This is a genomic window from Corallococcus exercitus, assembly GCF_042231735.1.
GTDB classification, from domain to species: domain Bacteria; phylum Myxococcota; class Myxococcia; order Myxococcales; family Myxococcaceae; genus Corallococcus; species Corallococcus exercitus_B.
Genome location: NZ_CP102577.1, coordinates 6,670,376 through 6,696,752, shown reverse-complemented (window position 1 = coordinate 6,696,752; position 26,377 = coordinate 6,670,376). Strand labels below are relative to the sequence as shown.

At 70.7% G+C, this 26,377-nt stretch carries 18 protein-coding genes and 2 pseudogenes; 9 read left to right on the top strand and 11 right to left on the bottom strand.

What is annotated here, in order from left to right; translation table 11 throughout:
- Positions 1-147: 147 nt before the first annotated feature.
- Positions 148-1,479: a serine/threonine-protein kinase gene (locus tag NR792_RS26625; protein ID WP_375755503.1), complete on the bottom strand. Its 1,332-nt coding sequence runs from the start codon at positions 1,477-1,479 to the stop codon at positions 148-150.
- Between the two features lie 115 nt (positions 1,480-1,594).
- Positions 1,595-2,809 carry a serine/threonine-protein kinase gene (locus NR792_RS26620; protein WP_375755502.1) on the bottom strand — a complete coding sequence of 405 codons (1,215 nt, stop codon included), beginning with the start codon at positions 2,807-2,809 and terminating at the stop codon, positions 1,595-1,597.
- Between the two features lie 231 nt (positions 2,810-3,040).
- Here NR792_RS26620 and NR792_RS26615 point away from each other — a divergent pair, with 231 nt between their 5' ends.
- On the top strand, positions 3,041-3,418 hold the full coding sequence (locus NR792_RS26615) for a helix-turn-helix domain-containing protein (protein WP_375755501.1): 378 nt from the start codon (positions 3,041-3,043) through the stop codon (positions 3,416-3,418).
- A gap of 191 nt (positions 3,419-3,609) precedes the next feature.
- Here NR792_RS26615 and NR792_RS26610 read toward each other — a convergent pair whose 3' ends face one another.
- From NR792_RS26610 to NR792_RS26595, 4 genes and pseudogenes are all read right to left on the bottom strand, one after another.
- Positions 3,610-5,418, bottom strand: a complete 1,809-nt coding sequence (locus NR792_RS26610; RefSeq protein ID WP_375755500.1) for a serine/threonine protein kinase — start codon at positions 5,416-5,418, stop codon at positions 3,610-3,612.
- Positions 5,415-6,283, bottom strand: a pseudogene (locus NR792_RS26605) (DUF2381 family protein). The gene NR792_RS26610 and the pseudogene NR792_RS26605 overlap by 4 nt, the downstream one beginning before the upstream one ends.
- Before the next feature lie 101 nt (positions 6,284-6,384).
- The gene (locus NR792_RS26600) at positions 6,385-7,140 is read right to left on the bottom strand and encodes a DUF5953 family protein (RefSeq protein ID WP_375755499.1); all 756 of its coding nucleotides are present in this window, start codon (positions 7,138-7,140) and stop codon (positions 6,385-6,387) included.
- The gene (locus tag NR792_RS26595) at positions 7,137-8,054 is read right to left on the bottom strand and encodes a DUF6310 domain-containing protein (RefSeq protein ID WP_375755498.1); all 918 of its coding nucleotides are present in this window, start codon (positions 8,052-8,054) and stop codon (positions 7,137-7,139) included. Before NR792_RS26595 ends, NR792_RS26600 begins: the two co-directional genes overlap by 4 nt.
- Before the next feature lie 289 nt (positions 8,055-8,343).
- Here NR792_RS26595 and NR792_RS26590 point away from each other — a divergent pair, with 289 nt between their 5' ends.
- From NR792_RS26590 to NR792_RS26570, 5 genes are all read left to right on the top strand, one after another.
- Positions 8,344-8,766: a helix-turn-helix domain-containing protein gene (locus NR792_RS26590; RefSeq protein ID WP_375755497.1), complete on the top strand. Its 423-nt coding sequence runs from the start codon at positions 8,344-8,346 to the stop codon at positions 8,764-8,766.
- A gap of 138 nt (positions 8,767-8,904) precedes the next feature.
- On the top strand, positions 8,905-10,485 hold the full coding sequence (locus NR792_RS26585) for an ATP-binding protein (RefSeq protein WP_375755496.1): 1,581 nt from the start codon (positions 8,905-8,907) through the stop codon (positions 10,483-10,485).
- 68 nt (positions 10,486-10,553) lie between these two features.
- Positions 10,554-10,928 carry a response regulator gene (locus tag NR792_RS26580; protein ID WP_014400722.1) on the top strand — a complete coding sequence of 125 codons (375 nt, stop codon included), beginning with the start codon at positions 10,554-10,556 and terminating at the stop codon, positions 10,926-10,928.
- Positions 10,928-13,732 (top strand): ATP-binding protein, encoded by a 2,805-nt coding sequence (locus tag NR792_RS26575; protein ID WP_375755495.1) that lies wholly within the window; start codon positions 10,928-10,930, stop codon positions 13,730-13,732. Before NR792_RS26580 ends, NR792_RS26575 begins: the two co-directional genes overlap by 1 nt.
- Positions 13,729-15,759, top strand: a complete 2,031-nt coding sequence (locus tag NR792_RS26570; RefSeq protein ID WP_375755493.1) for a response regulator — start codon at positions 13,729-13,731, stop codon at positions 15,757-15,759. Before NR792_RS26575 ends, NR792_RS26570 begins: the two co-directional genes overlap by 4 nt.
- Positions 15,760-15,769: 10 nt before the next feature.
- On the opposite strand, the gene NR792_RS26565 is transcribed toward NR792_RS26570, so the two are convergent.
- From NR792_RS26565 to NR792_RS26550, 4 genes and pseudogenes are all read right to left on the bottom strand, one after another.
- On the bottom strand, positions 15,770-17,356 hold the full coding sequence (locus NR792_RS26565; protein ID WP_375755492.1) for an LVIVD repeat-containing protein: 1,587 nt from the start codon (positions 17,354-17,356) through the stop codon (positions 15,770-15,772).
- Positions 17,357-17,443: 87 nt separating this feature from the next.
- A complete protein-coding gene (locus tag NR792_RS26560) occupies positions 17,444-18,088 on the bottom strand; it encodes a transposase (RefSeq protein ID WP_375755491.1) in 645 nt (214 codons plus the stop codon).
- A 7-nt stretch (positions 18,089-18,095) separates the two neighbouring features.
- Positions 18,096-18,518: pseudogene (locus NR792_RS26555) on the bottom strand (helix-turn-helix domain-containing protein); the annotation flags it as partial.
- A 74-nt stretch (positions 18,519-18,592) separates the two neighbouring features.
- A complete protein-coding gene (locus tag NR792_RS26550) occupies positions 18,593-20,272 on the bottom strand; it encodes an LVIVD repeat-containing protein (protein ID WP_375755489.1) in 1,680 nt (559 codons plus the stop codon).
- Positions 20,273-20,411: 139 nt separating this feature from the next.
- Here NR792_RS26550 and NR792_RS26545 point away from each other — a divergent pair, with 139 nt between their 5' ends.
- From NR792_RS26545 to NR792_RS26535, 3 genes are all read left to right on the top strand, one after another.
- Complete coding sequence (locus tag NR792_RS26545) at positions 20,412-21,515, top strand: AAA family ATPase (protein ID WP_375755488.1); 1,104 nt, start codon at positions 20,412-20,414, stop codon at positions 21,513-21,515.
- Positions 21,512-22,408, top strand: a complete 897-nt coding sequence (gene truB, locus NR792_RS26540; RefSeq protein ID WP_375755487.1) for a tRNA pseudouridine(55) synthase TruB — start codon at positions 21,512-21,514, stop codon at positions 22,406-22,408. The genes NR792_RS26545 and truB overlap by 4 nt, the downstream gene beginning before the upstream one ends.
- 269 nt (positions 22,409-22,677) lie before the next feature.
- The gene (locus NR792_RS26535) at positions 22,678-24,180 is read left to right on the top strand and encodes a hypothetical protein (protein WP_375755485.1); all 1,503 of its coding nucleotides are present in this window, start codon (positions 22,678-22,680) and stop codon (positions 24,178-24,180) included.
- Between the two features lie 137 nt (positions 24,181-24,317).
- Here NR792_RS26535 and tkt read toward each other — a convergent pair whose 3' ends face one another.
- Entirely contained in the window at positions 24,318-26,375 is a 2,058-nt protein-coding gene (gene tkt / locus NR792_RS26530; protein ID WP_375755484.1) for a transketolase, read from the bottom strand.
- Positions 26,376-26,377 lie beyond the last annotated feature (2 nt).

Below are 26,377 nucleotides of genomic sequence, written 5' to 3'. Positions count from 1 at the left end.
GAGCGCAGGAAGGCGGCAATGCCGCGCGTGAGGGCTCCAGCCGGGGTTGGAGCGGACGGCGTCTGGCTGAAAGGCTGTCGCGCCTTCCAGGGGGGTGGCACGAAGCCGTGGGGATGTCTGGCTTTGCGCGGTGGAGCCCGCGCGGGCTCACACCGGCTGGTGGCCGTCGTCGTCGTCCTCGAGGTCGTCTCCGGGGGCCGCTTCCTCCGGCCCGGCCAGCTCGTCCACGTCCTCGACCAGGTCCTGCATGGGCAGGGGCTCGTCGTTCAGGTCCGGCGTCACGTCGTCGCCCCGGAGGAACGGCGGCGGGCCTTCCAGTCCGGTGGCCCCGGGAGCTCCGGTGCCCTCGGACGTCATCGCCGCCTCCTCGGCGGTCAGCTCCGCCGGGTGCAGCCCGCCCTCCAGCAGCTCCGCCTGGTTGCGCCTTCCCGTGGCCTCCCTCGCCGCCGCCTCCACCTCCTCCGCCGCGGCCTGCCGTCCGTACGCGGGCGCGTGGTCGCGCAGCCACTCCCGCAGCGCGGCGGCCAGCTCCGCCGCCGTGCCGAAGCGGTCCGCCGGGGACTGCCGCAGCGCCCGCACCACCACCGCGCGAAGCCCCTCCGGCACGTCGCGCGCCAGCTGCTCCACCTGTGCGGGCCCCACCAGCGCCATGCGCGCCGCCACCTCCGTGAGGGGCATCCACGTGGGGCCCTGGGCCTGCACCAGCGGCAGGTCCGGCGGCGGCGGGAGCGCCACGTCCCCCTCTTGCGCCAGCGGGTGCGTCCCCGTCAGCACCTCCAGCAGCACCAGCCCCAGAGAGAACAGGTCGCTTCGCGCGTCCACCGGCTCGCGCCGCAAGGCCTCCGGGGAGGCGTACGCCACGTCCCCCTTCACCAGCGGGCGGCTGGTGATCTCCCGGCCCGGCAGCGTGGAGAAGGCGGCGGTGAAGTTCGTGAGCTTCACCTCGCCATGCACGCCCAGGCGCAGGTTCCGGGGGCTCACGTCCCGGTGCACGATGCCCAGCGGCCGGTTCCACTCATCCCGCAGCGTGTGCGCGTGGTGCAGCGCCTCCGCCACCTCCGACACGACCCACGCGCCGAAGGCCGGTGACATGGGCTTGCGCCGCATGGCCACCAGGTTGAGCACCGTGTCCAGCGACCGGCCCTCCACGTACTCCATCACCACGTGCGGGACGCCCCGGTACGCCTTCAGGTGGTAGACCTTCGCGATGCCCGGGTGGTTGAGCCGGAACGTCAGCTCCACCTCCTCCACCAGCCGGCGGCGCTCCACGAAGCCGGACGGGTTGCGCAGCCGCTTGATGACCACCGGGCCGCCCATCCCGCCCCGGTAGCGCCGCCGCGCCAGCATCAGCAGCTCCCCGGTGGAGCGCACCTCCAGCTTGCGCACGAACTCGAAGGCCGTGCCTCCCACCGTGAACAGCACGCGCGGCCGGCGGGGCACGCCGGGAATCTCCTCCGTCGTCGTATCGGGCGTCTTCATGTCCTGCCTTTCAACCTCTGGGGTCGAGCGGGAATCGCTCAACCCCGCAGGTAGCACAAACCCTGTCGTGGGGAAAACCTCCAGGGTTGTGCGAAGAGCGCAGGACGCGTGGGGTTCATTCGTCCCGGCGCAATCCCAGACGCCGCAGCCACTGCTCCCACCGCCGCCGCCACGCCAGCCGCCGGGCCAGCCACCAGGGCATCGGCGGGGGCAGGGGCGCGGCCAGCCCCGGTGACGGTCCGGGCGGCGCCGGCACGGGAGGCGTGGGCGCGCTGGAGTGCGGCGGGGCGCCCGGGACGCGCCGCTCGTAGGCGCGGGCCCAGCGGCGCAGCTCGCGGGCCTCCTCGTTGCCGTCGAAGTACGCGTCGGACTCCTGCGTGACGGCCTCGTGGGGCGGCGGCGCGTTGAACAGCGGCCGGTCCCAGCTGACGGGGGCGCGCTCCAGCGCGGCGCTCAGGTCGGTGTAGAGGTCCGCGCCCATCTGGTAGCGCTGGCTGGCGTCCTGGCGGAGCAGCCGCTCGCAGATGTCATTGAGGGCGCGGGGCACCCGCGGGTTGAGCGACCGCGCGGACCTCCCCTTGATGGTCTGGATTCCCCCCAGCAGCGCCGCGGCCGGCAGGTCCGGGGGGTAGGGGAAGTCCCCGGTGAGCACCTGGAAGAGCGTGAGCCCCAGCGAATAGAGGTCGTCCGTGGGCTGGTAGACGTAGCGGGCCATGCCCTTGGGGTTGTTCAGCCAGTAGCGCAACAGCTCCGGGCTGCGGTAGCTGGGCGTGCCCGGCGGGGGCCGGCCGTCGGTGATGGCCGGGGCGCAGGCGTGGTCGCTGGAGCCGAAGTCCACCAGCACCGGCCGCTCGTCCGACGCGCGCACGATGATGTTGCTGCCCTTGATGTCGCGGTGGCGCACGCCCGCGCGGTGGATGAAGTCCAAGGTCAGCGCCAGCTCCGCGAACAGCCGCGCCACCTGCCGCGCCGTGGGCTTCGACCCCACCGCCCAGTCCGACAGCGTGGGACCCTCCACGTAGTCCATGACCAGGAACAGGTAGCCCGTGCGCGGGTGCGGCCAGCGGTGGTAGCCGCGCAGCGCCACCACGTTGGGGTGGGTCATGCGGTGCAGCACGCTCACCTCCTTGAGGGTGCGCGCGTCCACCTGCGAGCCCTCCTCGGAGTCCTGCGGCCCCTGGAGCGCGAACTTCAGCGCCACGTGGAAGCCTCCGGTCTCCGCCAGGAACACGGTGCCGTAGCCGCCGGTGGCCAGGCGCTTCAAGAGCCGGAAGCTGCCCACCACCTCCTGCGGCTGAAGGAGCAGCGGATGTCCTCCCTCCAGGTTCATTGCGGGAAGCCTCCTTCGCCCGAGGGAGGCCGGGCTTTCTCAGGATGTGGGGGGTTCAATCGGAGAGGGAGAACGTGGCTGGGAGGATGCATGCGGGAGAGGCCCAATTGGACCTCTCAGGTCCATAGCATGGCGGATGCCCCTTGGGGTAGTGTTGGTGCCGTGTCAGGTAGGATGCCGGACACCTGACTTCATGGGAGACACGGTCCGGCCAGGGGTGGGTGAGCGGCAATGAACGAGGAGCTGGCCATCACGGTGGGCACCGCGGCGCGCGAGGCCCGCGAGCGGCAGGGCCTGACCCAGGGCGACGTCGCCAGCCAGGTGGGCATCGCCATGGAGGTCTACAGCCGCATGGAGCGCGGGCGGGTGCTGCCCAGCTCCACCACCCTGCGCAGGCTGTGCATGGTGCTGCGCATCCGCGCGGACACCCTCCTGGGGCTGGACGGGCCCACGCTTCCAGAGGAGGCGCGCACGCTGGCGCTCGCGGACCGCGAGGAGGATCCGCCCACCCTGCGCCGGCTGGTGCGCGCGCTCCGGCCCCTGGATGAAGAGGCCTTGAAGGCCATGGGGCTCATCATCCAGGGCGCGCTCGCGCTGCGGGAGCGCTGACCCCGGGCGCGCTCGCGCCGCGGGAGCGCCAGTCGTTCAAGCTCTTCGCGCAGGCCTCCGAAGGCCCACGCGTCGTGGGCGACGTCACCCGTGGGATGGGCCGTCGCGGGACGACCCTGGACGTTCATGTCGCGTTCGAGGAGGCGGGGCGCGCAATCAAGCCCCTACCCAACACGTCGCCCCGGGCCTGCTCAGGGCCAGCGGTCCACCACGGTCACGGCACCCCGATTGGATCCCTTCACCCTGCCGTCCTTGAACGCCACGGCTTCGTTCTCCACCACGCCGCAAATGGGATACTCCTCCTGCCCCGGGAGCTTCACGCGGTCGTACCGGACGATGAGTGCCGGCCCATCCACACGCCCCATCTTGTCGGAGAGGTAGTAGGCCTTTCCGTAGAAGCGCGTCCCCACGGGGGCGACTGCACGTTGCCGGTCGCTGGAGATGCCTTTGGGGACCACCCCCACCACCTCCGCGCCAGCGGTGAACCACACTTCATCCCAACCTGATTGGCGGTCGTCGAGTTGGATGGAGAAATACTCTCTGTCCCTCCAGTGAAGTTGATCCCGCATGGCCTCCTCCGCCCCAGCCGGGCAGGTGAAGGCCTCGGGCCGGATCTGTGCCCCCGGACAACCCGCCGCCAGCGCCGCGATGAGCGACAACGACGCGCACTCGACGGCGGCAACGGACTTCTTCGGCATTCGGGGCGCACGTCCTGGGGGCGAGGCTTCGGGTGCTGGCGTCTTCAAGGCGGATCCTTCCTTCGGGGCAGCGGCGATGGCTGGCCCAGGGACTGTCACGGGCGAAGGGCCAGCAGGTGTCATAGCAGGAGGGGTTGTCCTGGGCGGCGCGGAATGGGGGGCGGCGGGAGGAGGGCGTGGGGCCGCGGCGTCGCGCGACCCGGCAGGCCCGCCGGGGACGCTCCCTGACGAGCGCCAGAGGGCCGCGACCATGACGAGCGCGACGATACAAACGAGGCCTGCGAGCCACCTTCCCGCGCGAAGCGGTCGTCCCATCAGGGCCACATGCCGCTTGAGGGATTGCGGCGTGGAGGGCATTGCCAGCGCCGCGGGTGTCGGCCCGCCGTGACGCTGTTCAGCGGGCGGATGGACCGGCACGTCATACTCGGCGGAGCGCCCGGCCCGGAGCTCCGCCAGCTCGCGGCGCAGCGCCTCGGTATCGACCGGACGCTTCTTGGGGTCTCGGGCCAGGATGTTCTCGACGAGGTCGCTCAGCTCCGCTGGCACCCGCGCATTCGCCAGGCGGGGTGGCGGCGGTGGGAGGGCAGGGCTGTTCAAGTCGAAGCGCGGACGAAACTCCGTCGGGCGTGGGTCGGTCAGCAGTTCATGGAGCATGACGCCGACCGCGAAGATTTCGTCGGCCACCTGGAAGGCGTAGCGAGCCCGGTGCTTGTCCTTGTGCTCGCGCAGGAACTTGAACTGCTCGGGCGCGCGATAGCGGTCCGTCCCCGGAGGCAGGCCCCCGTCCGTCAGGTCTTCGGCGAGGGTGTAGGTCGCGCAACTGAAGTCGATGATGACGGGCTCGCCGTCGCTCTTGCGGATGAGCACGTTGGACAGCTTCAGGTCCCGATGCAGGATGCCCCGGCCGTGCATGTACGACAGCGCACCCGCGAGCTTCGCGAAGACCTCGAGGACTTCGCGAACGGTCGGGTGCTTGCGCTCCGCCCACTCCGCGAGCGTCCAGCCGTCCACGTAGTCGAGCGCGAGGTAGAGGTTCCCACTCTCCGCGAGTCCATACCCTTGTGGCCGGACGATGTTCGGATGGTCCAGCATGAGCAGCGCCGTCAACTCCCGCAGCGTCCGGGCATGGGTCTGCTTGGGGTCACCGCTGGACTCCCGATGCTGGGCCACCTTGATGGCCCGGTGGCTGCCGTTCTTCTCGCCCAGGAAGACGAACGCGAAGCCTCCGTCACCGAGTGGTTTGGAAACCTTCCACCCGTCAATCAACGAACCGGGCGGAACGCGGGGCAGCGTCGCGCTCATTGGGAGTCCTCCGCGGCGGGCTTCAGGAAGCGCACGTCTGGAATCGTGAGCCGACGCCCCTCCTCCCCACGCACCTCCAGGGTGAAGACGAGGTCGGCTTTCGTCTCTGGCACTTCCACGACCGCCAAAACGCGCCCGTCCTCCCCCGGAAGGATTGCTCCCGGCTTCTTCGCTACGAGCCGCGCCCGCAGGGGCATGCCGACTCGCCCCACGAACATCGCTTCTCGTGGTGTCCAGGCGGGGTGGTCAGGGCGGTTCACCATCGTCACGTCCGCCAGAATCCACCCCGCGCCCCGAAAGGCGACGAGCTTGTTCAAGATAAACCCCTGCACCGCATCGACCGTGCCTTTGCGGCTGGACGTCGTGACCCCCTTCTCGTCCACGTAGCCAAGGAGCACGAAGTCTTCCGGCTTCGGCGCCGGGGCTTGGTCGTGGGCTGGCAGGCCGTGTCCGGCGGCTCCGGGCGTTGCACGTCGATCCGAGAGTCCACTTCGGACGGGTCGGTCACGAGCACGAACGCGGCCCGTGTCGGCGCTCGGTTGTCAGCGAAGAAGACCCCGAGCTCCTGACGCTCGCCCGCACCGAGGTTGGCCACGGGCTGAACGATGACGGAGCGCTCGCCCGCGTCCAGCACGCGAATCCGGGACTCGTCGAAGGTGAGGGTCTTCCGCTGAATCGGGGAAGAGAAGAGGAACACCGTCGGCGTGTCCGCCGCGACATGGACAACGGGAAGCGGGCCGGTGGGCGTGCTGGCGATGGCGACGGAACGTTCCCGCCTGACGCGCGCACCCGGTGCCGGCTCAGCCCTCACGGCTGCTCCGCAAATGAGCGCGAGCACGAGGGCCAATCTGAACGGTTGGAGCAATGGTGCATGACCTCCCGGATGGGAAGGCTACCATCGCGGATGTCCGCGCAGTGGGGCTCCTTCCTACAGCCGGAGCCACGTCCCAGGCCCCTTGATTGAGGTCAAGGCGCTGCGCGTCCGCCGATCTCCGGGAAGCGCTCATAGGCCCGTAGGAGCGCGTCCAGGTGGGCGGGGTTGTCCAGGTCGAGCGGCGCGTCGGTGAGTTGCACGACCCAGCCGCCCGATGCCGTGCGCCGCGCCCGTGTGAGCAGCTCGGCGTCGCGGGCCGGGTCCGGGAACCCGATGGCCTGCGCGGCGGCAGCCGACCAGTAGTTCAGCCACCCAAGGTAATAGGGAATCTCGGGCGCGCGGATGTGCTCGAAGCACCTCAGGGCTGGCAGGCCCCGGCGTGGGGAGGGGGGGCCTGCCAGCGTGGGGGCGGTCTGATACGCGATGTCCACGGCAGCGTCGTCTGGCGTCGCCTCGCCCCACAACGCGCGTGCCCCTTCCGCTACGCCCTCAAGCACAGCCGCCGCTGATTCGATCACGGGCTTGTCCAATGGCAGCTTCGCGTGCACTTCGAACAGGTCTTGACCACCTGGGCTGAAGAGCCCTGATCTTTCCCTTCCCCAGACCGTCACGGGAAAGCCCTGGTCCCCGTTGCACACGAGCGGGAATCCTCCATCCTCGATCTTTTCCAGGATCCATTCATCACGCAGCGGCAATGCGATAGGACGCCCTCCATTGGAGAGTCTCCACTCCAGCCGCAGGCCGGGAAGCGCCTTCTCCATTCCATGAACGCTCTCGATTGTGCGGCGGTCTCTGCCCACAAGCGCAGGCGCGTAGACGATGAGGCCGAGTCTTTTTCGGGCGGTCATCGTTTGCACCCCGTGACAACAATATCGAGGCTCCGGTCCACCCGCTGAAGCGCGTCTTTGTGCGCCTGGGTGCTCACCCCAAGGACGAAACCATATCCACACATTGCTGCGGCCTTCCGCTCCCTATCCAGTTGCTTGATTTCCTTCTCGATCTCCCGATCCCGGACGAAGTCGCTGTACGTATCAAACTGATGGGTCTTGATCTCCCACAGCCTGCGAACGCCGACTTGCAGCGCATCGAAGCGCACACCGCCCACGAGCACGTCCATGCCGGGGTAGCGGTTCGGCGGGAACTTATCGGCGCACTCGTTATGCGGGTCGTCCTTGCCCGCATGGGGCACGGGAACAGGTTCGCAGCTGGCGCGTCCGGTCCGGTCCACGGGCACGGGCGGCACCGGGGGCTGCCAGTCCTGCCCCGCTGGCTCGGGCTCCGGCTTGGGCTTGCGTTGCGCTTCGGCTTCCCGGGATGACACCTTCGCTCCTCGTGAGGTCCCAGCTTCCTCGGGGTAGGCATGCCGCAGTTCATACGCGTCCAACGCCTCCTTGATGGCGACGCCGACCACCACCACGCCGAGCACGAGCACGGCGCCCACGGCAATCTCAGGAGCCGCCAGCACGCAGAACCCGAGCCCCACGGCCGCGGCATCCGCCGAGGCCACAGTGCATCTTCCCGTGGTGTCGTGGAACTCGAGCCGGTCATGGTCGAGGATCCGGTAGCACTTCTCCACCAGCACGGGCCAAGGCTGGGAAGCCTCACGTACGACGCACCGGCCCCCGTCCGTCCACGGCAACGTTGCTGCTCGCTGGAGGTTGGCGAACCTCGGGTTCCGGGACGCGCGCTCTCTTGGACCCGGTGCCGAGGTGGCACACGCCGAAAGCAAGAGCAGGAGTGCGGCGCAGGCGCGGAGTCGCATGGTCACGTCCCTTCAGGCGAGCCAGCGAGTCGAGGGGGCGATGCTGGCCGCATCTGGAGCATGCCAATATCTGAGAATAGAATGGATATCTCGAATAACTAGATATACGCGGACAGGGCCCGGAGCGCACCCGCGGCCTGCTTCCGCGTCGTGCGGACCCGGCCCGCTTTCTCGGATAGGGCCTGCCCGCCACGCTCCTGTCCCCGTGCCGGGCTCCCCGAAAACTTGCGCGCCGGGGGAGAGGTGCAAGGTTTTGGGGGTGCCCGCCCCGGTGAATGAAAAGCTGAACATGGTGTTTGGAGCCGCCGCTCGCGACGCGCGCCTGCGGCTGGGACTCACGCAGGCGGACGTGGCGGAGCGCGTGGGCATCGCCATGGAGGTCTACAGCCGCATGGAGCGCGGCCGCATGCTGCCCCGGGCGCAGAACCTGCGGCGGCTGTGCGACGTGCTGTCCGTCTCCGCGGACACGCTGCTGGGCGTGGGGGCCGGCGCCTCCGCGGTGTCGCCCCGCGCCACGCCGGGCCAGGAGGACTCGCTGGAGCTGCGGCGCCTGGTGCGCACGCTGCGCGAGCTGGAGCCCCGGCAGCTCAAGGCCGTGGCGCGCGTGGTGCGCACCGTGGTGTCCGTCATGCCCCCCAAGGCGGCCCCTGAGTCCCGGCCGACGCCGCGGAAGAAGCGGCTGGCCCCGGCCCGGAAGCGCCGCGCCGGCTAGCACGGCGCCAAGGGCAGACAAATCCCGCCGGACTGCAACCGCATGGCTGCCCGCCCGTTCCCCTGACCCGGGGGCCGGGCCTTCGTGAGTGCCCCTCTTACCAATGGCAGACGGGTGGGGTAGCACGGGGCGCACGCCATGCTTCCTCCCCCGACGCCCGCGGACGAGCCGCGGCGCCTCCAGGCACTGCGCTCGCTGTGTCTGCTGGACACGCCCGCGCACGAACGGTTCGACCGCATCGTGCGCGCCGCGTCGCACCTGTTCCGCGTGCCCATCGCGCTCGTCTCGCTCATCGACGAGGACCGCCAGTGGTTCAAGGCGCGCCAGGGGCTGGACGCCACCCAGACGCCGCGCGAGGTGTCCTTCTGCGGCCACGCCATCCTCTCCTCCGCCACCTTCGTGGTGCCGGACGCGCTGAAGGACCCGCGCTTCCACGACAACCCGCTGGTGCTGGGCGCCCCCTTCGTCCGCTTCTACGCGGGCCACCCCCTGCGCGCCGCGGACGGCAGCCGCGTGGGCACGCTGTGCCTCATCGACCACCAGCCCCGGGACTTCTGTGACGCGGACCGTGCCGCGCTCGCGGACCTGGCCGGCTGGGCGGAGGTGGAGCTCAACGCCCTGAAGGAGCGCGAGGCCCGCATCGCGCTGGCGCAGCAGGAGCGCTTCTTCGAAGTCTCCATGGACATGCTCTGCATCGCCACCCTGGACGGCACCTTCCTGCGCCTGTCCCGGGCCTGGAGCCGCACCCTCGGCTTCTCCGACGCGGAGCTCCACCGCACGTCCCTGGTGGACCTGGCCCTGGAGGAGGACCGCGCCGCCACCTCGCGGCACCTGGCCCGCGCGCGCGAGGGCGCCTCCGTCCTCCAGTTCGAGCACCGCGCCCGCTGCCAGGACGGCTCCTGGCGCTGGCTCCAGTGGAACGCCGTGTCGGACCCGGAGGAGGGGCTGCTCTACGCCGTCGCCCGCGACGTCACCCAGGCCCGCCTCCTGGAGGAGGAGCGCCAGCGCGTGGAGCGGATGAAGAACGAGTTCATCTCCACCGTGAGCCATGAGCTGCGCACGCCGCTCACCTCCATCCGCGGCTCGCTGGGCCTGCTGTGCGGCGGCGTGGCCGGCCCCCTGGACTCCCAGGTGGCGCAGATGGTGGGCATCGCCCACAAGAACAGCGAGCGGCTGCTGCGCCTCATCAACGACATCCTGGACCTGGAGAAGATGGAGTCCGGCCGGCTGGATTTGCACCTGGCCCCCACGGAGGTGGCGCCGCTGCTGGCCCAGGCCCTCCAGGCCCACCAGGGCTACGCGGACGAGTACGGCGTGCGCCTGGAGGCCGTGGTGGAAGCGCCCCACGCCCGCGCCCGCGTGGACGAGGACCGCTTCATCCAGGTGCTGGCCAACCTCCTGTCCAACGCCATCAAGTTCTCCCCCCAGGGCGAGCGCGTCACCCTGTCGCTCACCCGCGAGGCCGGCGCGCTTCGCGTGGACGTGCAGGATTACGGCCCCGGCATCCCGGAGGCCTTCCAGGCCCGCGTCTTCCAGAAGTTCGCCCAGGCGGACGCCTCCGACACCCGCAGGCGCCCCGGCACCGGGCTGGGCCTGAGCATCGCCCAGGGGCTGGTGGCCCGCATGGGCGGCACCCTGCGCTTCACCACCACTCCCGGGGCGGGCACCCGCTTCTCCTTCGACCTGCCGGAGTGCGAACCCGGGCCGGAAGGGGCCTGAGGGATCCACTTGCCGCCCCGCGCCCGTAACCCCCGATCCAAACCCCACTTCCCGGAGCACTCCCTCCCATGGCGAAAATCGAGAAGGTCCTGCTCGTGGACGACGAGGACGACATCCGCACCATCGGGCAGCTGAGCCTGAGCCGTGTGGGGGGATGGAAGACGGTGCTCGCGTCCTCCGGCGCGGAGGCGCTGGAGAAGGCGGGCCAGGAGGGCCCGGACCTCATCCTCCTGGACGTGATGATGCCCGGCATGGACGGGCCCACCACGTTCGGCCGGCTGCGCGCCCAGCCCGCCACCGCGAACACGCCCATCATCTTCATGACGGCCAAGGTCCAGAAGCAGGAGGTGGCGCGCTACCTGGAGCTGGGCGCGGTGGGCGTCATCGGCAAGCCGTTCGACCCCATGACGCTGCCGCAGGAAATCCGCCGCCTGGTGCCTTGATGGAACCCCGCCTGTCCAAACGCTCCGCCGCGCTGGCCGCTGGCGCCCTGGTCGTGCTGTGCGCCCTGTTCATCCTCGGCCGCCCGGGCTCCACCGCGGACCACGACCACTACCGCACCCAGCTGCGGCAGCTGCGCGTGGCCACGACGGAGCTGGAACAGGACGTGCTGCGTCAGCGCGTGGGCATGGCGGAGCTGCACGGCGCCTCCGACCGGGACTTCGACGCGCTGGCCGCCCGCGCCCGCATGCTGCGCACGGCGGCGGAGGGCTTCCTCCCGGACGAAGGCCTGCGGTCGCTCAACGCCTCCCTGGACACGTACCTGCGCGCGCTGGAGGGCTCGCGCGGCCTGCTGACGGCGGCCCTCGAGAAGGACCGCCAGCTCACCGCCCTGCGTGAGGCCTTCCCCAGGCAGGTCGCCGCCACCGCCGCCGCGCTGCCCCCGGGCGCGCCGCGTGAGCAGGTGGAGGCGCTGGGCGCGGACGTGCTGCTGGCCTCGCGCGCCCACGGGGAGGCCTCGGGCGCCCGCGTGGAGGCCTCGCTCGCGCGCCTGGCCCGGGCCCGTGAGGGACAGGCGTTGTCCGCGCCCGCCGTGGCCGCGCTGGACGGCCTGGAGGCCCGCGCGCGAGAGCTGACGGCGTTGCAGCGCTCCGCGGACGCGTCCTTCCAGGCGCTGCTGGACCACGGCGCCACCGGCGAGGCCGAGCGCCTCATCACCACGTACCTCCAGCTCCAGGAGCAGTCCCAGTCCCGCGCCGAGCGCACGCGCATCGTCCTCTTCGGCGTGTCGCTCCTGCTGGTGGGCTACGTCATCGTCGTGCTGGTGCGGCTGGCCCAGGCCTCCGCGGCGCTGGCGGAGCTCAACCGGGGGCTGGAGGCGCGGGTCGCGGAGCGCACCCAGGCCCTGTCCGCCGCGAGCGCGGAGGCGCGGGCCAGCGACGCGCGCAAGGCCGCCATCCTGGAGGCGTCGCCGGACGGCATCGTGGTGCTGGACGAGTCCGCCCGCGTCGCGGAGTTCAACCCCGCCGCGGCGGCCCACTTCCGCCTGCCGTCCGCGCGGGCGGTGGGCGCGGACTTCCTGTCGCTGGCGCTGCCCGCGACGCTGCCGGCGGCGCAGCGGGAGGCCGTGCACGCCGCGCTCCTCCAGGGCAGCGGCGCGGCGCGCGTGGAGGCGCCGTGCCTGCGCGCGGACGGCGCCGTGTTCCCCGCGGAGCTCACCTTCGCGCGCGTGCACGCGGACGGCCCCCCGCGCACCACCGTCTTCGTGCGCGACCTCACGGAGCGCAAGGCCGTGGAGCGGATGAAGAACGAGTTCGTCTCCACCGTGAGCCACGAGCTGCGCACGCCGCTCACCTCCATCCGCGGCTCGCTGGGCCTGCTGGAGAACGGCATCGTGGGCGAGCTGCCCTCGCAGGCGCTGGACATGGTGCGCATCGCGCGCACCAACACGGAACGGCTCATCCGGCTCATCAACGACATCCTGGACCTGGAGAAGATGGAGTCGGGGATGCTGGAGCTGAAGCTCCAGCCGCAGACGGCGCAGGACCTGGTGGAGGCCACGCTCGCGGGCGTGCAGGGCGTGGCGGAGGCCGCGCACGTCACGCTGCGCTCGGACGTGGAGGGCGCGCCGCAGGTGAAGGGCGACCGCGACCGGCTCATCCAGGTGCTCACCAACCTGGTCTCCAACGCCATCAAGTTCTCCCCCCAGGGCGCCTCCGTGGTGGTGGCCGCCGGCCTCACGGGGGACGGCCGGGTGCGCTTCAGCGTCACGGACCAGGGCTCCGGCATCCCGGAGGAGAAGCTGCCCCGCCTCTTCGGCCGCTTCCAGCAGCTGGACGCGTCCGACACCCGCAGCAAGGGCGGCACCGGCCTGGGGCTGGCCATCTCGCAGGCCATCGTGGAGCAGCACGGCGGCCGCATCGACGTGTCCAGCCCGCCCGGCCAGGGCGCCACCTTCCACTTCACCCTGGAGGCCCTGCGCGTCCCCGCGCCGGCCGCCGGCACGGCGCTGCCCGCGGACGAGTCGCGCCACAACGTGCTCATCGTCACCGCGGACGCGGACCTGTCCGCCCTCTTGCGCGGCCTGCTGTCGCACGAAGGCTACCGGGTGGTGCGCGCCGCCACGCTCACGGAGGCCGCGCAGGCGGTGGAGCACGCGCTGCCGGACGCGCTGGTGGTGGACACGCAGATGCCGGACGGCGTCGTGCTGGACTGGGTGCGCCGCCTGAGGGAACAGCCGCGCACGCACGACCTGCCCGTGGTGGCCCTGTCCGGGCGCTCGCAGGCGGGGACGAAGGACGCGGGCACGGCGCTGCTGGTGGACTGGCTGCCCACCCCCGTGGAGGAAACGCGGTTGCTGAAGACACTGCGTTACGCCATGCGCCAGCCGGGCCAGGCGCGCGTGCTGGTGGTGGACGACGACGCCACCACGCGCCGGGTGCTGTGCGCGCAGTTCGAGCGGCTGGGCGCGCTGTGCATCGAGGCGGCGGACGGGGAGAGCGCGGTGGCGCTCGCGCGTGACACGCCCCCGGACCTCATCGTCCTGGACGTGGGGCTGCCCCGGCTGGACGGCTTCGAGGTGGTGGACATCCTGCGCCAGGGCAAGGGCCGCGCCACGCCGCTCATCGTCTTCACCGGCCGCGAGCTGTCGCGCACCGACCAGCGCCAGCTCACGCTGGGCATCACCCGGCACCTGACGAAGGCCCGCGCTTCCGAGGAGGAGCTGGTGGCCTCCGTGCGGGAGCTGCTCAACGGACTGCTGGCCCGCCGCGACCCCGCGGCCGAGCCCCGAAAGGCGATGCCATGAGCACCGCGCGCAACGACAAGACGCTGCTCTTCCTGGAGGACGACCGCGACCTGCAGGCGCTGGTCTGCGCCTTCCTGCGGGAGAAGGGCTACCAGGTGACGCCCGCGCGCACCGCCGCGGAGGCGCGCGAGGTGCTCCAGTCCAGGCCGGTGGATGCCGCCATCGTGGACGGCCTCTTGCCGGGCATGACGGGCGCGGACTTCATCCGCGAGCTGCGCCAGACGAAGCCCGGCCTGCCGGTGCTCTTCGCGTCCGCCTTCTGGAAGGACCTGAAGAGCCACGAGCTGCTCACGCGCCAGCTGGGCGTGGCGCGCGTAGTGCACAAGCCCTACCGGCCGGAGGAGCTGGCGGTGTGGCTGGAGCAGCTCTTCGCGGTGGCGGAGCCGCCGCCTCCGCCTCCGGAGGCCCAGGAGGCGGATGAGGACGAGGAGCCCGTGGACGACTTCGCGGCGAGCCTGGCCCTCTTGAGCGCGGACTACGGCGCGAAGCTGCCGGAGCGGCTGGCCACGCTCCAGGCGCTGCTCGGCAAGGGGCGCCACGGCGACGCGGCCGCCATGGATGAGGCCTACGGCGTCGTGCACAAGCTGCACGGCACCGCGGGCAGCTACGGCTTCCGCGACGTGAGCATCGCGGCGGGCGCGCTGGAGGACGTGCTCCGTCCGGTGAAGACCGGAGGGACGCTGGACTGGGCGGCGGTGGACGCGGGCTTCCGCGCGCTGGAGGACCGCGTGTCGCTGCCGGTCCTCGCCCCGGAGCCGGAGCCGGAGGAGGAAGTCGTCGCCGCCATGGGCACGCTGCTGGTGGTGGACGAGGACGCGGCCATCCTCGCGGACGCGAAGCAGATGGGCGACCGGGAGGGCGTGCGGGTGGTGACGGCCCGCTCGGCCCAGGAGGCCTGCGCCGCGGTGGAGCGGCAGTGGGTGGACGGGGCGCTCCTGCACATGGGCTCGGAGGGGCTCGCCACCGCGAGCGCGCTCCGCGCGATGGATGGCCACCAGTCCCTGCCGCTGGCCTTCTCCAGCACGGGCGCGGGCCTCCAGGAGCGAGTGCACGCGGCGCACGCGGGCGCGTCGCTGTTCCTGCCCCGGCCCTTCACCCAGCAGGACTTCGCCACCGCGGCGGAGCGGCTGGTGGCGGCGCGCAGGCTGGAGCGCGCCAAGGTGATGGTGGTGGACGACGACCCGGAGGCGGTGCGCGCCCTCTCCCAGGCGCTGGTGAGCGACGCGGTGGAGGTGGTGGGGCTGGAGAACGCCTACGGCCTCTTGGACGCGCTCGCGCAGCACCGCCCGGACCTGCTGCTGCTGGACGTGCAGATGCCCGGGCCCAGCGGCTTTGATTTGTGCCGCATCCTGCGCCTGACGCCGGAGTGGCAGGAGCTGCCCATCCTGCTCATCACCACGCAGGTGGGGCTGGAGTTCCGGCTGGCCGCGTTCCAGGCCGGCGCGGATGACTACCTGGCCAAGCCCGTGCTGAAGGAGGAGCTGCGCGCCCGCGTGCACGCGCGGCTGGAGCGGGCGCGGCTGTCGCGCGAGCGCACGGAGCGCGACGCGCTCACCGGCCTCATGCTGCGCCGCCCCTTCGTGGAGGCGGTGGCCACGCGGCTGTCGGAGGCGCGCCGGAGCGACAAGCCGCTGGCGCTGTGCTTCCTGGACGTGGACCACTTCAAGAAGGTGAACGACCAGCACGGCCACCTCGCGGGCGACCGCGTGCTGATGCGGCTGGGGCGGCTGCTGGGGGCGCGCTTCCGCCGCGAGGACCTGCGCGCCCGCTGGGGCGGCGAGGAGTTCGTCGTCGCGCTGCTGGGCGAGTCGCCGGAGAGCGCGAAGGAGATCCTCTCCCGCACGGCGGAGGAGCTGGCGGGGATGTCCTTCGAGAGCGACGAGGGCAAGACCTTCCACGTCACCTTCAGCGCGGGGCTCGCGGTGGCGCCCATGGACGGCACCACCCTGGACGAGCTGCTGCGCGCCGCCGACGCCCGGCTCTACCGGGCGAAGGAGAACGGCCGCAACCGCATCGAAACGGAGTGACGCCCGCGCGTCACGGCTCCGCCAGCATGAGCAGTCCGCGCGACATGTCGATGGCGTAGATGTGCCCGTCGCCCGGCACGCGGATGCCGATGGCCCCCTGGTAGAGGCTGTCGGTGCTGTGCGGGTGCGCTTCCTGGAAGGAGTCGAAGGCGGCGATCTCCTTCGGGTTCTCGGGCTGGGCCACGTCGAAGACGCGCACGCCCTCGTGGTACCAGGCCACGTAGAGCCGCGTGCCCTTCAGCACCATGTTGTGGATGGACGTCTGCGGGCGCTTCTTCACCTGCCCGATGAGCTTGATGTTCGCCGGGTCGGTGACGTCCAGCACGCGCAGGTGCGCGCCAAAGCGCTCGCCGCCCTCGAAGGCGATGGTGCGCCCGTCGATGGTGCCCACCGCGTTCGCGTGGCTGTACTGGCCGTTGAAGGCATACGTGCCCAGCACGGGCGACAGGTCCGCGCGCTTCACGTCCAGGACGACGTAGCCCGTGCGCGTGTGGTTGACGTAGAGCCGGTCCTGGTAGGCGAACGCGTCGTGCGGGTAGCTGACCCCCTCTTCACGCGGCACGGAGATGCGGTTGAGCAGCTGGGGCTCCAGCGGCGAGCGCACGTCGAACAGGAGCGTCTCGCCGTTGGGGGACGGGGACATGGCGTACAGCCGGTCGCCGTCCACGAACACGGTGTGCACGTTGATGGCGCCGCCGGGCAGCGCGCGCACGTACCGCGGGGCCGCGGGGTCCGTGATGTCGTAGACGACGACGCCGGAGTCTCCGCTGGCGACGTAGAGCGCGTCCCCCTTGGCCCAGACGCCGTTCCAGTAATTGTCGTTGGGCAGGTTCAGGCGGGTGACGAGGACCGGGTGGGCCGGGTCGCTCACGTTGACGACGCTCAGGCCGCCGGGCTCACCGCGCCGGGGGAGGGACACCACGTAGGCGTGGCCCTTGGTGACGTAGACGTCCACGGGGTCGCCCACCGGGATGGCCGTCTCGGAGACGAGGCGCAGGGGCTGGGCGCCGGTGGGCTCCTCCCGGGACAGGTTCATCCGCTGGGCGTGGAAGGTCCCGGAGTAGTCCGGCACGCCGTCGGTGCAGCGCACGAAGCAGCCGGTGAGGTGGCCGGGCTCCGGCACGCGGCAGCCCGCGAGCGCGTACCGCTGCACCTGCTTCGCGGAGTTGGTGAGCTCCCCGGTGATGAAGAACCCCTGGGGCCCCAGCTCTTGATGCACGAGGGGACGGCCCAGGAAGCTGGGGGTGGTGTCCAGGCGGAAGCCCGCGCCGAACGTGCTCGTGGCGTTGTAGCGGAAGATGGCCTGGTAGACGCCGGACGGCTCCAGCGCGCCCACCGCCCGCAGGTCACAGCCCGCGAGCGGGAAGCTGGACGAGTCCGAGCAGTTCGCGCGCGGCTGCGCATAGCTCGCGTCCATGCAGGGCTCGGTGGGGACCGCGTCCACGTAGTCCGTGAGCTCGACCACGGGCTTCGGAGGATCCACCGTACCGGCGTCCGGAACGGGCACGGGAGGGGACGGGTCGGTGTCGCTACAGCCGGACAGGGACAGGGCGCAGGCGAACAGGCCCGTGCCCAGGAGGCGAAGGGAAGACGTCATGGGGTGGCTGGCTCCAGCTTGGGGCTTCGCGGTCCACGGCCGGCGCGCGAGGCCCTGGGGAGTCTAAGCCAGAGGAAGTAAGTCCTGTCAGGGGGTAGCGCGAGGCGCGAGCAGGCTGAGTCGACCGGAGCGCCGCAAGCGGTGCAGCAGTCGGACGGCTTCAGGATAGAACGCCTCGCGCTGCTCGGTCAGCATCTGGCTGAAGTAGGTGCTCTTGAGCTCGTCCCAGTAGCCCTCAATCCAGTTGAGGGTTTCCGAGGTGTACGAAGGCAGCCGCAAGACGCGCACCTGGGGCTTGGCGGCCTCAAGGGCGACTTGGGCGCGGTGGGAAGTGAAGGGGCCGCCGTTGTCGAGGACGAGCACGATGCGTCTGTCCGTCCGTTTTGCTCGCGCCACCAGCTTTCCGAGGAGCGACAGAAAGAGGGCGGTGGTGACGCTCTTGGGCTGGTAGGCGAAGAGGAAGTGCCTGCTGGGAAAGCGGATGGCCCCCACCACACCCACTCGCACATTCTTGCCCGGAGTGGGCACCAGCAGCCGCTGCCCTTTGCGCCGCCACACGGAGCGCGTCACCGGGAGCAGGTTGAAGTGAACGCCGTCGGCGTACCAGAGTTCGAAGTCGGCCCGGGGCTGCCGGGCGGCCTTCTGCAGACGGTGCAGGCGCCTGAAGGCGCGTGCTTTTTTCCTCCTCGTCCGCCAAGTGTCGGGTGGTGAGCTTGGCGCGCCGCCACACATAGCCGTGGCTCATCAGCACTTCGCCCACCCACCGCGCGCTCAAATGCACGCCGGTGCGTTGCCAGAGGTACGCGGCCAGACGTGCACGCGTCCAGCGAGCAAATGCAAAGCCCAGTTGCTCCGGTGCCGTTTCCACGGTGCGCATCAGGAGCCTCAGGTAGTTGGAGGACACGCTCGACGGACGGCCCGGACGAGCCGCATCAGCCAGTCCCGCCAGCCCGTGCTGACGCCAGCGGTGGCGGCAGCGCTGGACGGTGCGCGTGGTAACTCCCAGGGCCGTGGCGATGTGCGAAGCGCTCTGGCCTTGAGCGCTCAACAGCACGATGGCCGCTCGCAGCGCTACCCCTTCCGGGGCCTGCTGCCGAAGGGCGCGTACCAACTGGCGCCGCTCAACTGCCGTCAGCTCCAATTTTCGGTGCTGGTGGGGCACTTCGCCGCTCCTTCTGTACGACCGGAGGAGCGGCAATTCTATCCCCTGACAGGACTTACTTCCTCTGGCTTAGCTCAAGGCTGCTCGGAGAGGACGAGCAGCCCCCGGGACGTGTCCACGACGTAGATGAACCCGTCCCCCGGTACGCGGATGCCGATGGCGCCCTCGAACGTGCTGCCCGTGCGTCCCGGGTCCGTCTCCCGGAAGGTGTTGAAGTACGCGACCTCGCGAGGCTTCGGCGGGAAGGACACGTCCAGCACCCGCACGCCCTCCTGGTAGTACGCGACGTACAGCTTCGTGCCCTGGAGGATCATGTTGTGGATGGAGGTCTCCTGGCGCAGGCCGTACTCGCCAATCAGCTTCATGTTCGCGGGGTCGGTGACGTCCAGCACGCGCAGGTGGGAGCCCGCGTATTCACCGCCCTCGAAGGCGAGGGTGCGGCCCGCGAAGGTGCCCACCGCGCTCGCGTGGGCGTATTGCCCGTCGAAGAAGTACCCGCCCAGCGGCTGGACGTGCTCCGCGTCCGTCACGTCGAAGGCCTGGTAGCCCGCTTCCGTGTAGCTCACGTAGAGGCGGTCCTCGTACACGAAGGCGTCATGGGGGCCGCTCCCGCCCACGCCCAGGGACACGCGGTTGAGCTCCACGGGCGCCAGCGGTGACGACACGTCGAGGATGAGCACCGCGTCGCCGGGCGACGGGGCCATGGCGTAGAGCCGGTCGCCCTTCACGAACACGGTGTGCACGTCGAGGGGGTCGTTGGGCACGGCGCGCACGTACCGCGGATCCGCCGGGCTGGAGATGTCGTAGACGATGACGCCCGAGCTGGCGCTCGCGATGTAGAGCGCGTCGTCCTTGGCCCAGACGCCGTTCCAGTACGTGTCCCCGGGCACCTGAATCGTCTTCGTGAGCACCGGGTGCGAGGGGTCCCTCACGTCGAGCACCGACAAGCCGCCGGGCTTGCCGACCGTGCCGACCAGCACCCCGATGGACACCACGTACGCGTGGCCCTTCGTGACGTAGACGTCCACCGGCATGCCCAGGGGGACGGAGGACTCGGACACGAGGGTGAGGCCGGAGGACTCCGCCTCCCCGCGCGCCCGGATGCCCGGCCGCGCCGCGGTGAAGGTGCCCACGAGGCCGACCTTGCCCTGCGAGCACTGGGCGTAGCAGCCGTTGATGCGGTCGGGCGTGGGCCGGGTGCAACCCATGAACACCAGGTCCCGGGCCGGCGAGAAGCGCGTGGCCGGAAGGGTGGACGCGGTGAAGAACGAACCCGCGCCAACCTCCTGCCGGGTCAGCGGCCGGCTGGAGAGGGTGCCCGGCCCTCCCTCGAGCGGAAGCCGGAGGAGGTAGCCGGAGAGGGCGGAGGAGCCCGTGGAGGGGCGGGCATCCAGGTAGTAGAAGCCCGTGCTGTCCAGGTCATCGAACGCACCCGCGGGGCAGGTGGACCGGTCGAAGAGGGACGCGTCGTCACACGCGGTGACCGCGTCCCCGACGGCGAGCTTGAAGGCACAGTCCGAGAAGGGCCCCAGGTCCACGTGGTCGGTGCGCTCGGGGAGCGCCTCCGCGCCGCCGTCCCAGGGCACGGTGTCCGTCCCGGCATCCGGAGCACCCGCATCCGGGTCGGACGAGGAACCCGAATCCACGGGCACGTCCGAGCCCGCGTCCCCGGTGGAAGGGGGCGATGACGTGGAGCAGCCAGTCAGGGCCAGGGTGGTGGTGAGCAGCAGGAGCCGGCGGAAGAGTGGGGCCATGGGAACGTCCTCGTCGAAGGTCGGCCCGGGGAACGTTCCCGCCACGCGGAGTGACGGAAGTCCCCGCCATCCGGCAAGCATCTCCCGGCGAGCAGGGAAGCCCCTTGCGCACCGGACCGGCTAGGCTCACGCGCACCTCATGCCCCTCACGCGTCTGGACATCGCAGGCTATCGCTCCGTGCGTCAGCTCCACCTGGAGCTGGGGCCGGTGACCGTGGTGGTGGGGCCCAACGGCAGCGGCAAGACGAACCTGTACCGCGCGCTGTACCTGCTCGCGGCGGCGGCGGAAGGGCGGCTCGCGCGCACGCTGGCGGAAGAAGGCGGCGCGCCAAGCGTGATGTGGGCCGGCCCGCGTGACCCGAAGAAACCAGCGCGCGTGCGCGTGACGGTGGACCTGGACGACCTCACCTACGAGCTGCAATGCGGCGTGGTGCCCCATGCGCCCGGGGAGCCGCGACCGACGATGTTCACCCTGGATCCGGAGGTGAAGGAGGAGCACCTCTGGGCGCACTCTGGAGGCAAGCGGCTGGTGTTGATGGAGCGCAAGGACCGCACGGCCTTCATCCGCGACGCGGACGGCAAGCGCATCACGTTCCCCACGGAGCTGTGGGGCGCGGAGTCGGTGATGGATCAGCTCTCCGAACCGCACCGCTTCCCAAGGTTGGGCGAGGTCCAGCGCACGCTGAGCGCGTGGCGCTTCTACCATCACTTCCGCACGGACCCGGACGCGCTGCCCCGCCACCCGCAGGTGGGCGTGCGCACGCCGGTGCTCGCGTCCGACGGGCGCGACCTCGCGGCGGCGCTCCAGACCATCTGGGAGATCGGCGACGAGCGCGCCCTGGAGCAGGGCATCGACGACGCCTTCCCCGGAGCCAGGCTGGAGGTGCGAGCGGAGGACGGCCGCTTCAGCCTCTTCCTGCACATGCCCGGCCTGTCCAGGCCCATGTCGGCCGCGGAGCTGTCGGACGGGACGCTGCGCTACCTGTGCCTGCTGGCGGCGCTGCTCAGCCCCAGACCGCCGCCGTTCCTCGCGTTGAACGAACCGGAGACCAGCCTGCACCCGGACCTGCTGGAGCCCCTGGGCCGGCTCATCGTGCGAGCGTCGGAGTACAGCCAGGTCTGGGTGACGACGCACGCGGAAGCGCTCGCGAGCGTCATCGCCGACAAGACCGGGACCTCTCCCGTGCACCTGGAGAAAGAGCAGGGCGCGACGACGGTGAAGCGGGACAGGAGCGACGAATGACGCCCGGGCTCTACCTCACGCACAAGCCCGTGGGCGCCACCAGCTTCGCCACGGTCAGGGCCTTCCAGGAGGAGGCCCAGGCGACGCGGCCCGGCCGCCGCACGGCGCTGGTCCACGGCGGCACGTTGGATCCGTTCGCGGAAGGGCTGCTGCTGATGCTGGTGGGCCCGGCCACGCACCTCTTCGAACACCTGCACGCGGCGCCCAAGGTCTACGAGGCCCGCGTGGAGTGGGGCACGGAGATGGACACCGGAGACCTGCACGGCCGCCCCGTGCACCAGGCAGACGCCTCCGCGCTCACGCCCGAGCGCCTCGACGAAGCGCTGCGTCCGTTCCTCGGCTGGACGGAGCAGGTCCCGCCCGCCACCAGCGCGAAGAAGCTCGGAGGCGAGCCCGCCTACCGCAAGGCCCACCGGGGCGAGGCCGTGGACCTGCCCCCGTCGCGCGTGTACCTCCACGCCGCGCGCTGGCTGTCGCACGACCTGCCCCGGACCAGCGTGTTGGAGCTCACCTGCCGGGGCGGCTACTACGTCCGTTCCCTGGCCAGGGACCTGGGCCGCTCACTCGGCTGCGGCGCGCACCTCTCCGCGCTGAAGCGCACCGCCATCGGTCCGTGGAAGGACCCGGGCCCCGGCCATCGCATCGAGCTGCACGGCCGCGACCTGCTCCCCTGGACACCCTCACGCGTCCTCACGGATCAGGACGTGGGAGCCCTGCGCCAGGACCAGTCCATTCCCCTCGCGCCGCTCCAGCCACCGGACTGGCGCCTCCCGCCGGGCTACCCGGAGCCACCCGGCCCGGTGCGAGGCTTCCACCAGGGGAAGTTGACCTTCCTGCTCACCCCCGGGGACGGCGTGCTCACCCCCGAGACAGAGCTGCGAGGCGGCGTCTGAAGGCTGTCCGGTGAAACCGTCCCGGGGCTTCGCGCGTATCCGCACCGTGCGCCGGAAGTGATGCTTCCGGTCACCACCCCGGGGGCGGGGGGGATGGTGACTGTCATCACCGCTGGTGACTGTTGTCACCACCCCGGCTTTCGCGTCCTCGCCGCGTAACCCCATGGAATCATTCAGGGTGTGCAGGCACGCAGGGCTGGCACGACGCGCGCAATAGGTCCCGGCATGACCGCTTCCGCAACGGAAGCCGCTCCAACCGGAGATCAAAAATGACCACCATCAAGTCCACCGTCACCACCTCCCTGAACAGCAACGCGGCGCTCGGCAAGCAGGAGGCCGCCCTCCTGAAGGGGTCCTCCTCCCCCGCGAAGCAGGCCGCGGAGATGAAGGCGACGCTGAACAACATGAAGGCGCAGGTGGAGGGCCTGAAGTCGCAGCTCGCGGAGCTCAAGGCCAACCAGCACCTCGGTGACCAGTTCACCACCGGTGGCCGCGGCTGCTGGACGCCCCCCAACGACAACTGGCAGCCCAAGGACCTGGGCGCCATGGTGGAGATGAACAAGCTGAACCAGACCCAGGGCCCCATCGGCGCCGAGCAGTTCGCGGACAGCATCGAGGCCGCCGTCGGGGACCTGGACGGCCAGGCCGCCTCCGGTGAGTACCGCGCCGTCGCGGACTGGGCCGCCAACAACCGCGAGCGCCTCACCCCGGAAGCCCGCCAGGTGATGGACATCTACAGCAAGTACGCGGCGCTCTCCCAGTCGCGCGGCGAGTCCGGCATCCCCCAGGGCGACTTCAAGAAGATGCTCGCGGAGATGCGCGACGTGGGTGACGCCGGCGCGAAGAAGGCGCTCGCCAACCTGGACAGCAAGACCCACGGCGGCACGGTGTCCGGCCAGGACATGGCCCGCGCCATCCAGACGGGCACCGCGGACCACGACGGCCAGGCCGCCGGCGCGGAGCTGAAGGAGTTCGAGAAGTGGGCCACCAAGAACGAGAGCCGCCTGTCCCCGGAGGCCAAGGAGGTCCTGGACGTCTACCGCAAGGCCGCCAAGGCCGCGCAGGCGGAAGGCCGCTCCGGCCTCACCGACAAGGAGACCGCCGCCCTCAACAAGGAAATGCGCAAGGTGGGCACAGGTGACGTGAGCGCTCGCAAGGCCACGGAGGCGCTCGACAAGGAGCAGGGCCCCATCTCCGGCGAGGACCTCACCAAGGCCATCAAGGACGGCATCTCCGACACCGACGGCCACTCCTCCACCTCCGAGCTGAAGGAGTTCGAGAAGTGGGCCGCCAAGAACGAGAGCCGCCTCACGCCCGAGGCCAAGGAGGTCCTGAAGACCTACCAGCAGGCCGCGAAGAAGGCCGGCCCGGAGGGCATGACCCAGAAGGAGGCCGACGCCATGTTCAAGAAGATGGAGGGCTTCAAGACCTTCCACGACAGCTCCATGCGCAACGCGCTGGAGGGCCTGGACTCCAAGAAGGGGAAGATCTCCGGCAGCGACCTGACCGCCGCCATCGAGAAGGGCGCGGGGGACCTGGACGGCCAGGCGGCCGGCACCGAGTTCACCGACACGATGAAGTGGGCGCGCCAGAACTACGACCGCCTCACGCCGGAGGCGAAGAAGGTCGTGGACACCTACGAGAAGTACGCCACCCGCTCGCAGGCCCAGGGCTCCACGGGCATCGACCAGAAGGACTTCAAGAAGATGATCAACGAGATGAAGTTCATCAGCAACCCGCGCCCCACGCGCCCGGTGTTCTTCTCGGCCTGATGTGAAGCAGGGGGGATAGCCACACGCATCCAGGGTTGTTCCCGCCGGTCGCCCGGCGGTGAACCCAGAGGTGCCCCGGACCTTCGGGGGAGGGTCCGGGGCCCTTTCATTTGCGGGCCAGGCTCAGGCTCGGAGCCTCAGTGCTTCTTCGCCTTGGCGATGGTGGCGTGCGCTTCCTTCACCACGTTCTCCACGGTGAAGCCGAACTTCTGCTGCAGCGCCTTGATGGGCGCGGAAGCACCGAAGCTGCGCATGCCGATGACGCTGCCCGTGTGCCCCACCCAGCGCTCCCAGCCGAACGCCGCGCCCTTCTCCACGGAGACGCGGGCCTTCACGTCCGGGGGCAGCACGCTGTCCTGGTAGTCCTGGGGCTGCTGCTCGAACAGCTCCCACGACGGCATGCTCACCACGCGCGCCTTGACGCCCTCGGCCTTGAGCTTCTCCGCGGCCTCCACCACCAGCGCCACCTCCGTGCCCGTGCCGATGAGGATGACGTCCGGCTTTCCGCCCTCCGCCTCCAGCAGCGTGTACGCGCCCTTGGCCACGCCGGACGCCGGCGCGAACTTCGTGCGGTCCAGCGTGGGCACCGGCTGACGCGACAGCACCAGCACCACCGGGTGGTGCTGCTGCTGGGCGATGTAGCGCCACGCCTCTGTCACCTCGTTGGCGTCACCGGGGCGCAGCACGATGTTGCCCGGCACCGCGCGCAGGGACATCAGCTGCTCCACCGGCTGGTGCGTGGGGCCGTCCTCGCCCAGGCCAATGGAGTCGTGCGTGAAGATGTGGATGGACGGAATCTCCATCAGCGACGACAGGCGCATGGCGGGGCGCTCGTAGTCACTGAAGATGAGGAACGTGGCGCCGTAGCCGCGCACGTGGCTCAGGTTGAGGCCGTTGACGATGGAGCCCATCACGTGCTCGCGCACGCCGAAGTGGATGTTGCGGCCCGAGTACTCGCCCGGCTTCATCGACGTGGAGCTGGAAATGTACGTCTTCGTGGACGGGTTCAGGTCCGCGGAGCCGCCCACCAGCCACGGGTAGTTCTTCGCCAGCGCGTTGAGCACCTTGCCGCCGGACTCACGCGTGGCCATGCCCTTCGCGTCCGCGGGGAACACCGGCAGCTCCTTGTCCCAGCCGGCCGGCAGCTCGCGCTTGAGCAGCGCCTCCAGCTCCTGCGCCAGCTCCGGGTGCTGCTTGCGGTAGTCCGCCAGGGACTTCTCCCACGCCTCGCGCAGGCTCTTGCCGCGAGCCCCCAGGCGCTCCTGGAAGCGCTGCTGCACGCCGTCGGGCACCAGGAACTGCGCGTCCTCGGGCCAGCCGTAGGCCTTCTTGGTGGCCTTGATTTCGTCCGCGCCCAGCGGCTCGCCGTGGGCGCTGGCGGAGCCCTGCTTCTTGGGCGACCCGAAGCCGATGAACGAGTTGACGATGATGAGCGTGGGCTTGCCGCGCTCGTCCTTGAAGGACTTGTAGGCCTTGGACAGCGCGTCCAGGTCGTTGGCGTCGGTGACCTTCAGCACGCGCCAGCCGTAGCCCTCGAAGCGGCGGCCCACGTCCTCCGTGAAGGCCAGGTCGGTGCTGCCGTCGATGGAGATGTGGTTGCTGTCGTAGATCCAGCACAGGTTGGGCAGCTGGAGGTGGCCCGCGAGCGACGCGGCCTCGGACGCCACGCCCTCCATCATGTCGCCGTCGCCGCACAGCGCGTAGACGTCATGGGTGAACAGGTCGAAGCCCGGCTTGTTGAAGTGGCTGCCCAGCCACTTGCTGGCGATGGCCATGCCCACGCTGTTGGAGACGCCCGCGCCCAGCGGGCCGGTGGTGGTCTCCACGCCGGTGGTCCAGTGGTACTCCGGGTGGCCCGGCGTGGCGGAGTCCAGCTGGCGGAAGTTGCGGATGTCGTCCAGCGACACGGCCGGCACGTCCAGGACCTTGGCGTCCTTCACGCGCTTCACGCCCGCCAGGTGCAGCAGGCTGTAGAGCAGCATGGACGCGTGGCCGTTGGACAGGATGAAGCGGTCGCGGTCCGGCCAGTTCGGCGTGGCCGGGTCGTAGCGCAATTCCTGCTGCCACAGCTGGTAGGCCACGGGAGCCAGCGCCATGGGCGCGCCCGGGTGGCCCGAGTGGGCCTTCTCCACCGCGTCCATGGACAGCGTGCGGATGGTGTTGATTGCCTGGGTATCGATCTTCTCGGTCGTCATGC

Excerpts from the sequence above, each read along its gene's own strand:
- NR792_RS26600 (WP_375755499.1), bottom strand. The coding sequence starts at position 7,140 with ATGACCGCCCGAAAAAGACTCGGCCTCATCGTCTACGCGCCTGCGCTT.
- NR792_RS26560 (WP_375755491.1), bottom strand. The coding sequence starts at position 18,088 with ATGTGTGGCGGCGCGCCAAGCTCACCACCCGACACTTGGCGGACGAGG.
- NR792_RS26535 (WP_375755485.1), top strand. The coding sequence starts at position 22,678 with ATGACCACCATCAAGTCCACCGTCACCACCTCCCTGAACAGCAACGCG.
- NR792_RS26575 (WP_375755495.1), top strand. The coding sequence starts at position 10,928 with ATGGAACCCCGCCTGTCCAAACGCTCCGCCGCGCTGGCCGCTGGCGCC.
- NR792_RS26620 (WP_375755502.1), bottom strand. The coding sequence starts at position 2,809 with ATGAACCTGGAGGGAGGACATCCGCTGCTCCTTCAGCCGCAGGAGGTG.
- NR792_RS26615 (WP_375755501.1), top strand. The coding sequence starts at position 3,041 with ATGAACGAGGAGCTGGCCATCACGGTGGGCACCGCGGCGCGCGAGGCC.
- NR792_RS26610 (WP_375755500.1), bottom strand. The coding sequence starts at position 5,418 with ATGAGCGCGACGCTGCCCCGCGTTCCGCCCGGTTCGTTGATTGACGGG.
- NR792_RS26625 (WP_375755503.1), bottom strand. The coding sequence starts at position 1,479 with ATGAAGACGCCCGATACGACGACGGAGGAGATTCCCGGCGTGCCCCGC.
- truB (WP_375755487.1), top strand. The coding sequence starts at position 21,512 with ATGACGCCCGGGCTCTACCTCACGCACAAGCCCGTGGGCGCCACCAGC.
- NR792_RS26590 (WP_375755497.1), top strand. The coding sequence starts at position 8,344 with ATGGTGTTTGGAGCCGCCGCTCGCGACGCGCGCCTGCGGCTGGGACTC.
- NR792_RS26570 (WP_375755493.1), top strand. The coding sequence starts at position 13,729 with ATGAGCACCGCGCGCAACGACAAGACGCTGCTCTTCCTGGAGGACGAC.
- NR792_RS26565 (WP_375755492.1), bottom strand. The coding sequence starts at position 17,356 with ATGACGTCTTCCCTTCGCCTCCTGGGCACGGGCCTGTTCGCCTGCGCC.
- NR792_RS26595 (WP_375755498.1), bottom strand. The coding sequence starts at position 8,054 with ATGCGACTCCGCGCCTGCGCCGCACTCCTGCTCTTGCTTTCGGCGTGT.
- NR792_RS26545 (WP_375755488.1), top strand. The coding sequence starts at position 20,412 with ATGCCCCTCACGCGTCTGGACATCGCAGGCTATCGCTCCGTGCGTCAG.
- tkt (WP_375755484.1), bottom strand. The coding sequence starts at position 26,375 with ATGACGACCGAGAAGATCGATACCCAGGCAATCAACACCATCCGCACG.
- NR792_RS26585 (WP_375755496.1), top strand. The coding sequence starts at position 8,905 with ATGCTTCCTCCCCCGACGCCCGCGGACGAGCCGCGGCGCCTCCAGGCA.
- NR792_RS26580 (WP_014400722.1), top strand. The coding sequence starts at position 10,554 with ATGGCGAAAATCGAGAAGGTCCTGCTCGTGGACGACGAGGACGACATC.
- NR792_RS26550 (WP_375755489.1), bottom strand. The coding sequence starts at position 20,272 with ATGGCCCCACTCTTCCGCCGGCTCCTGCTGCTCACCACCACCCTGGCC.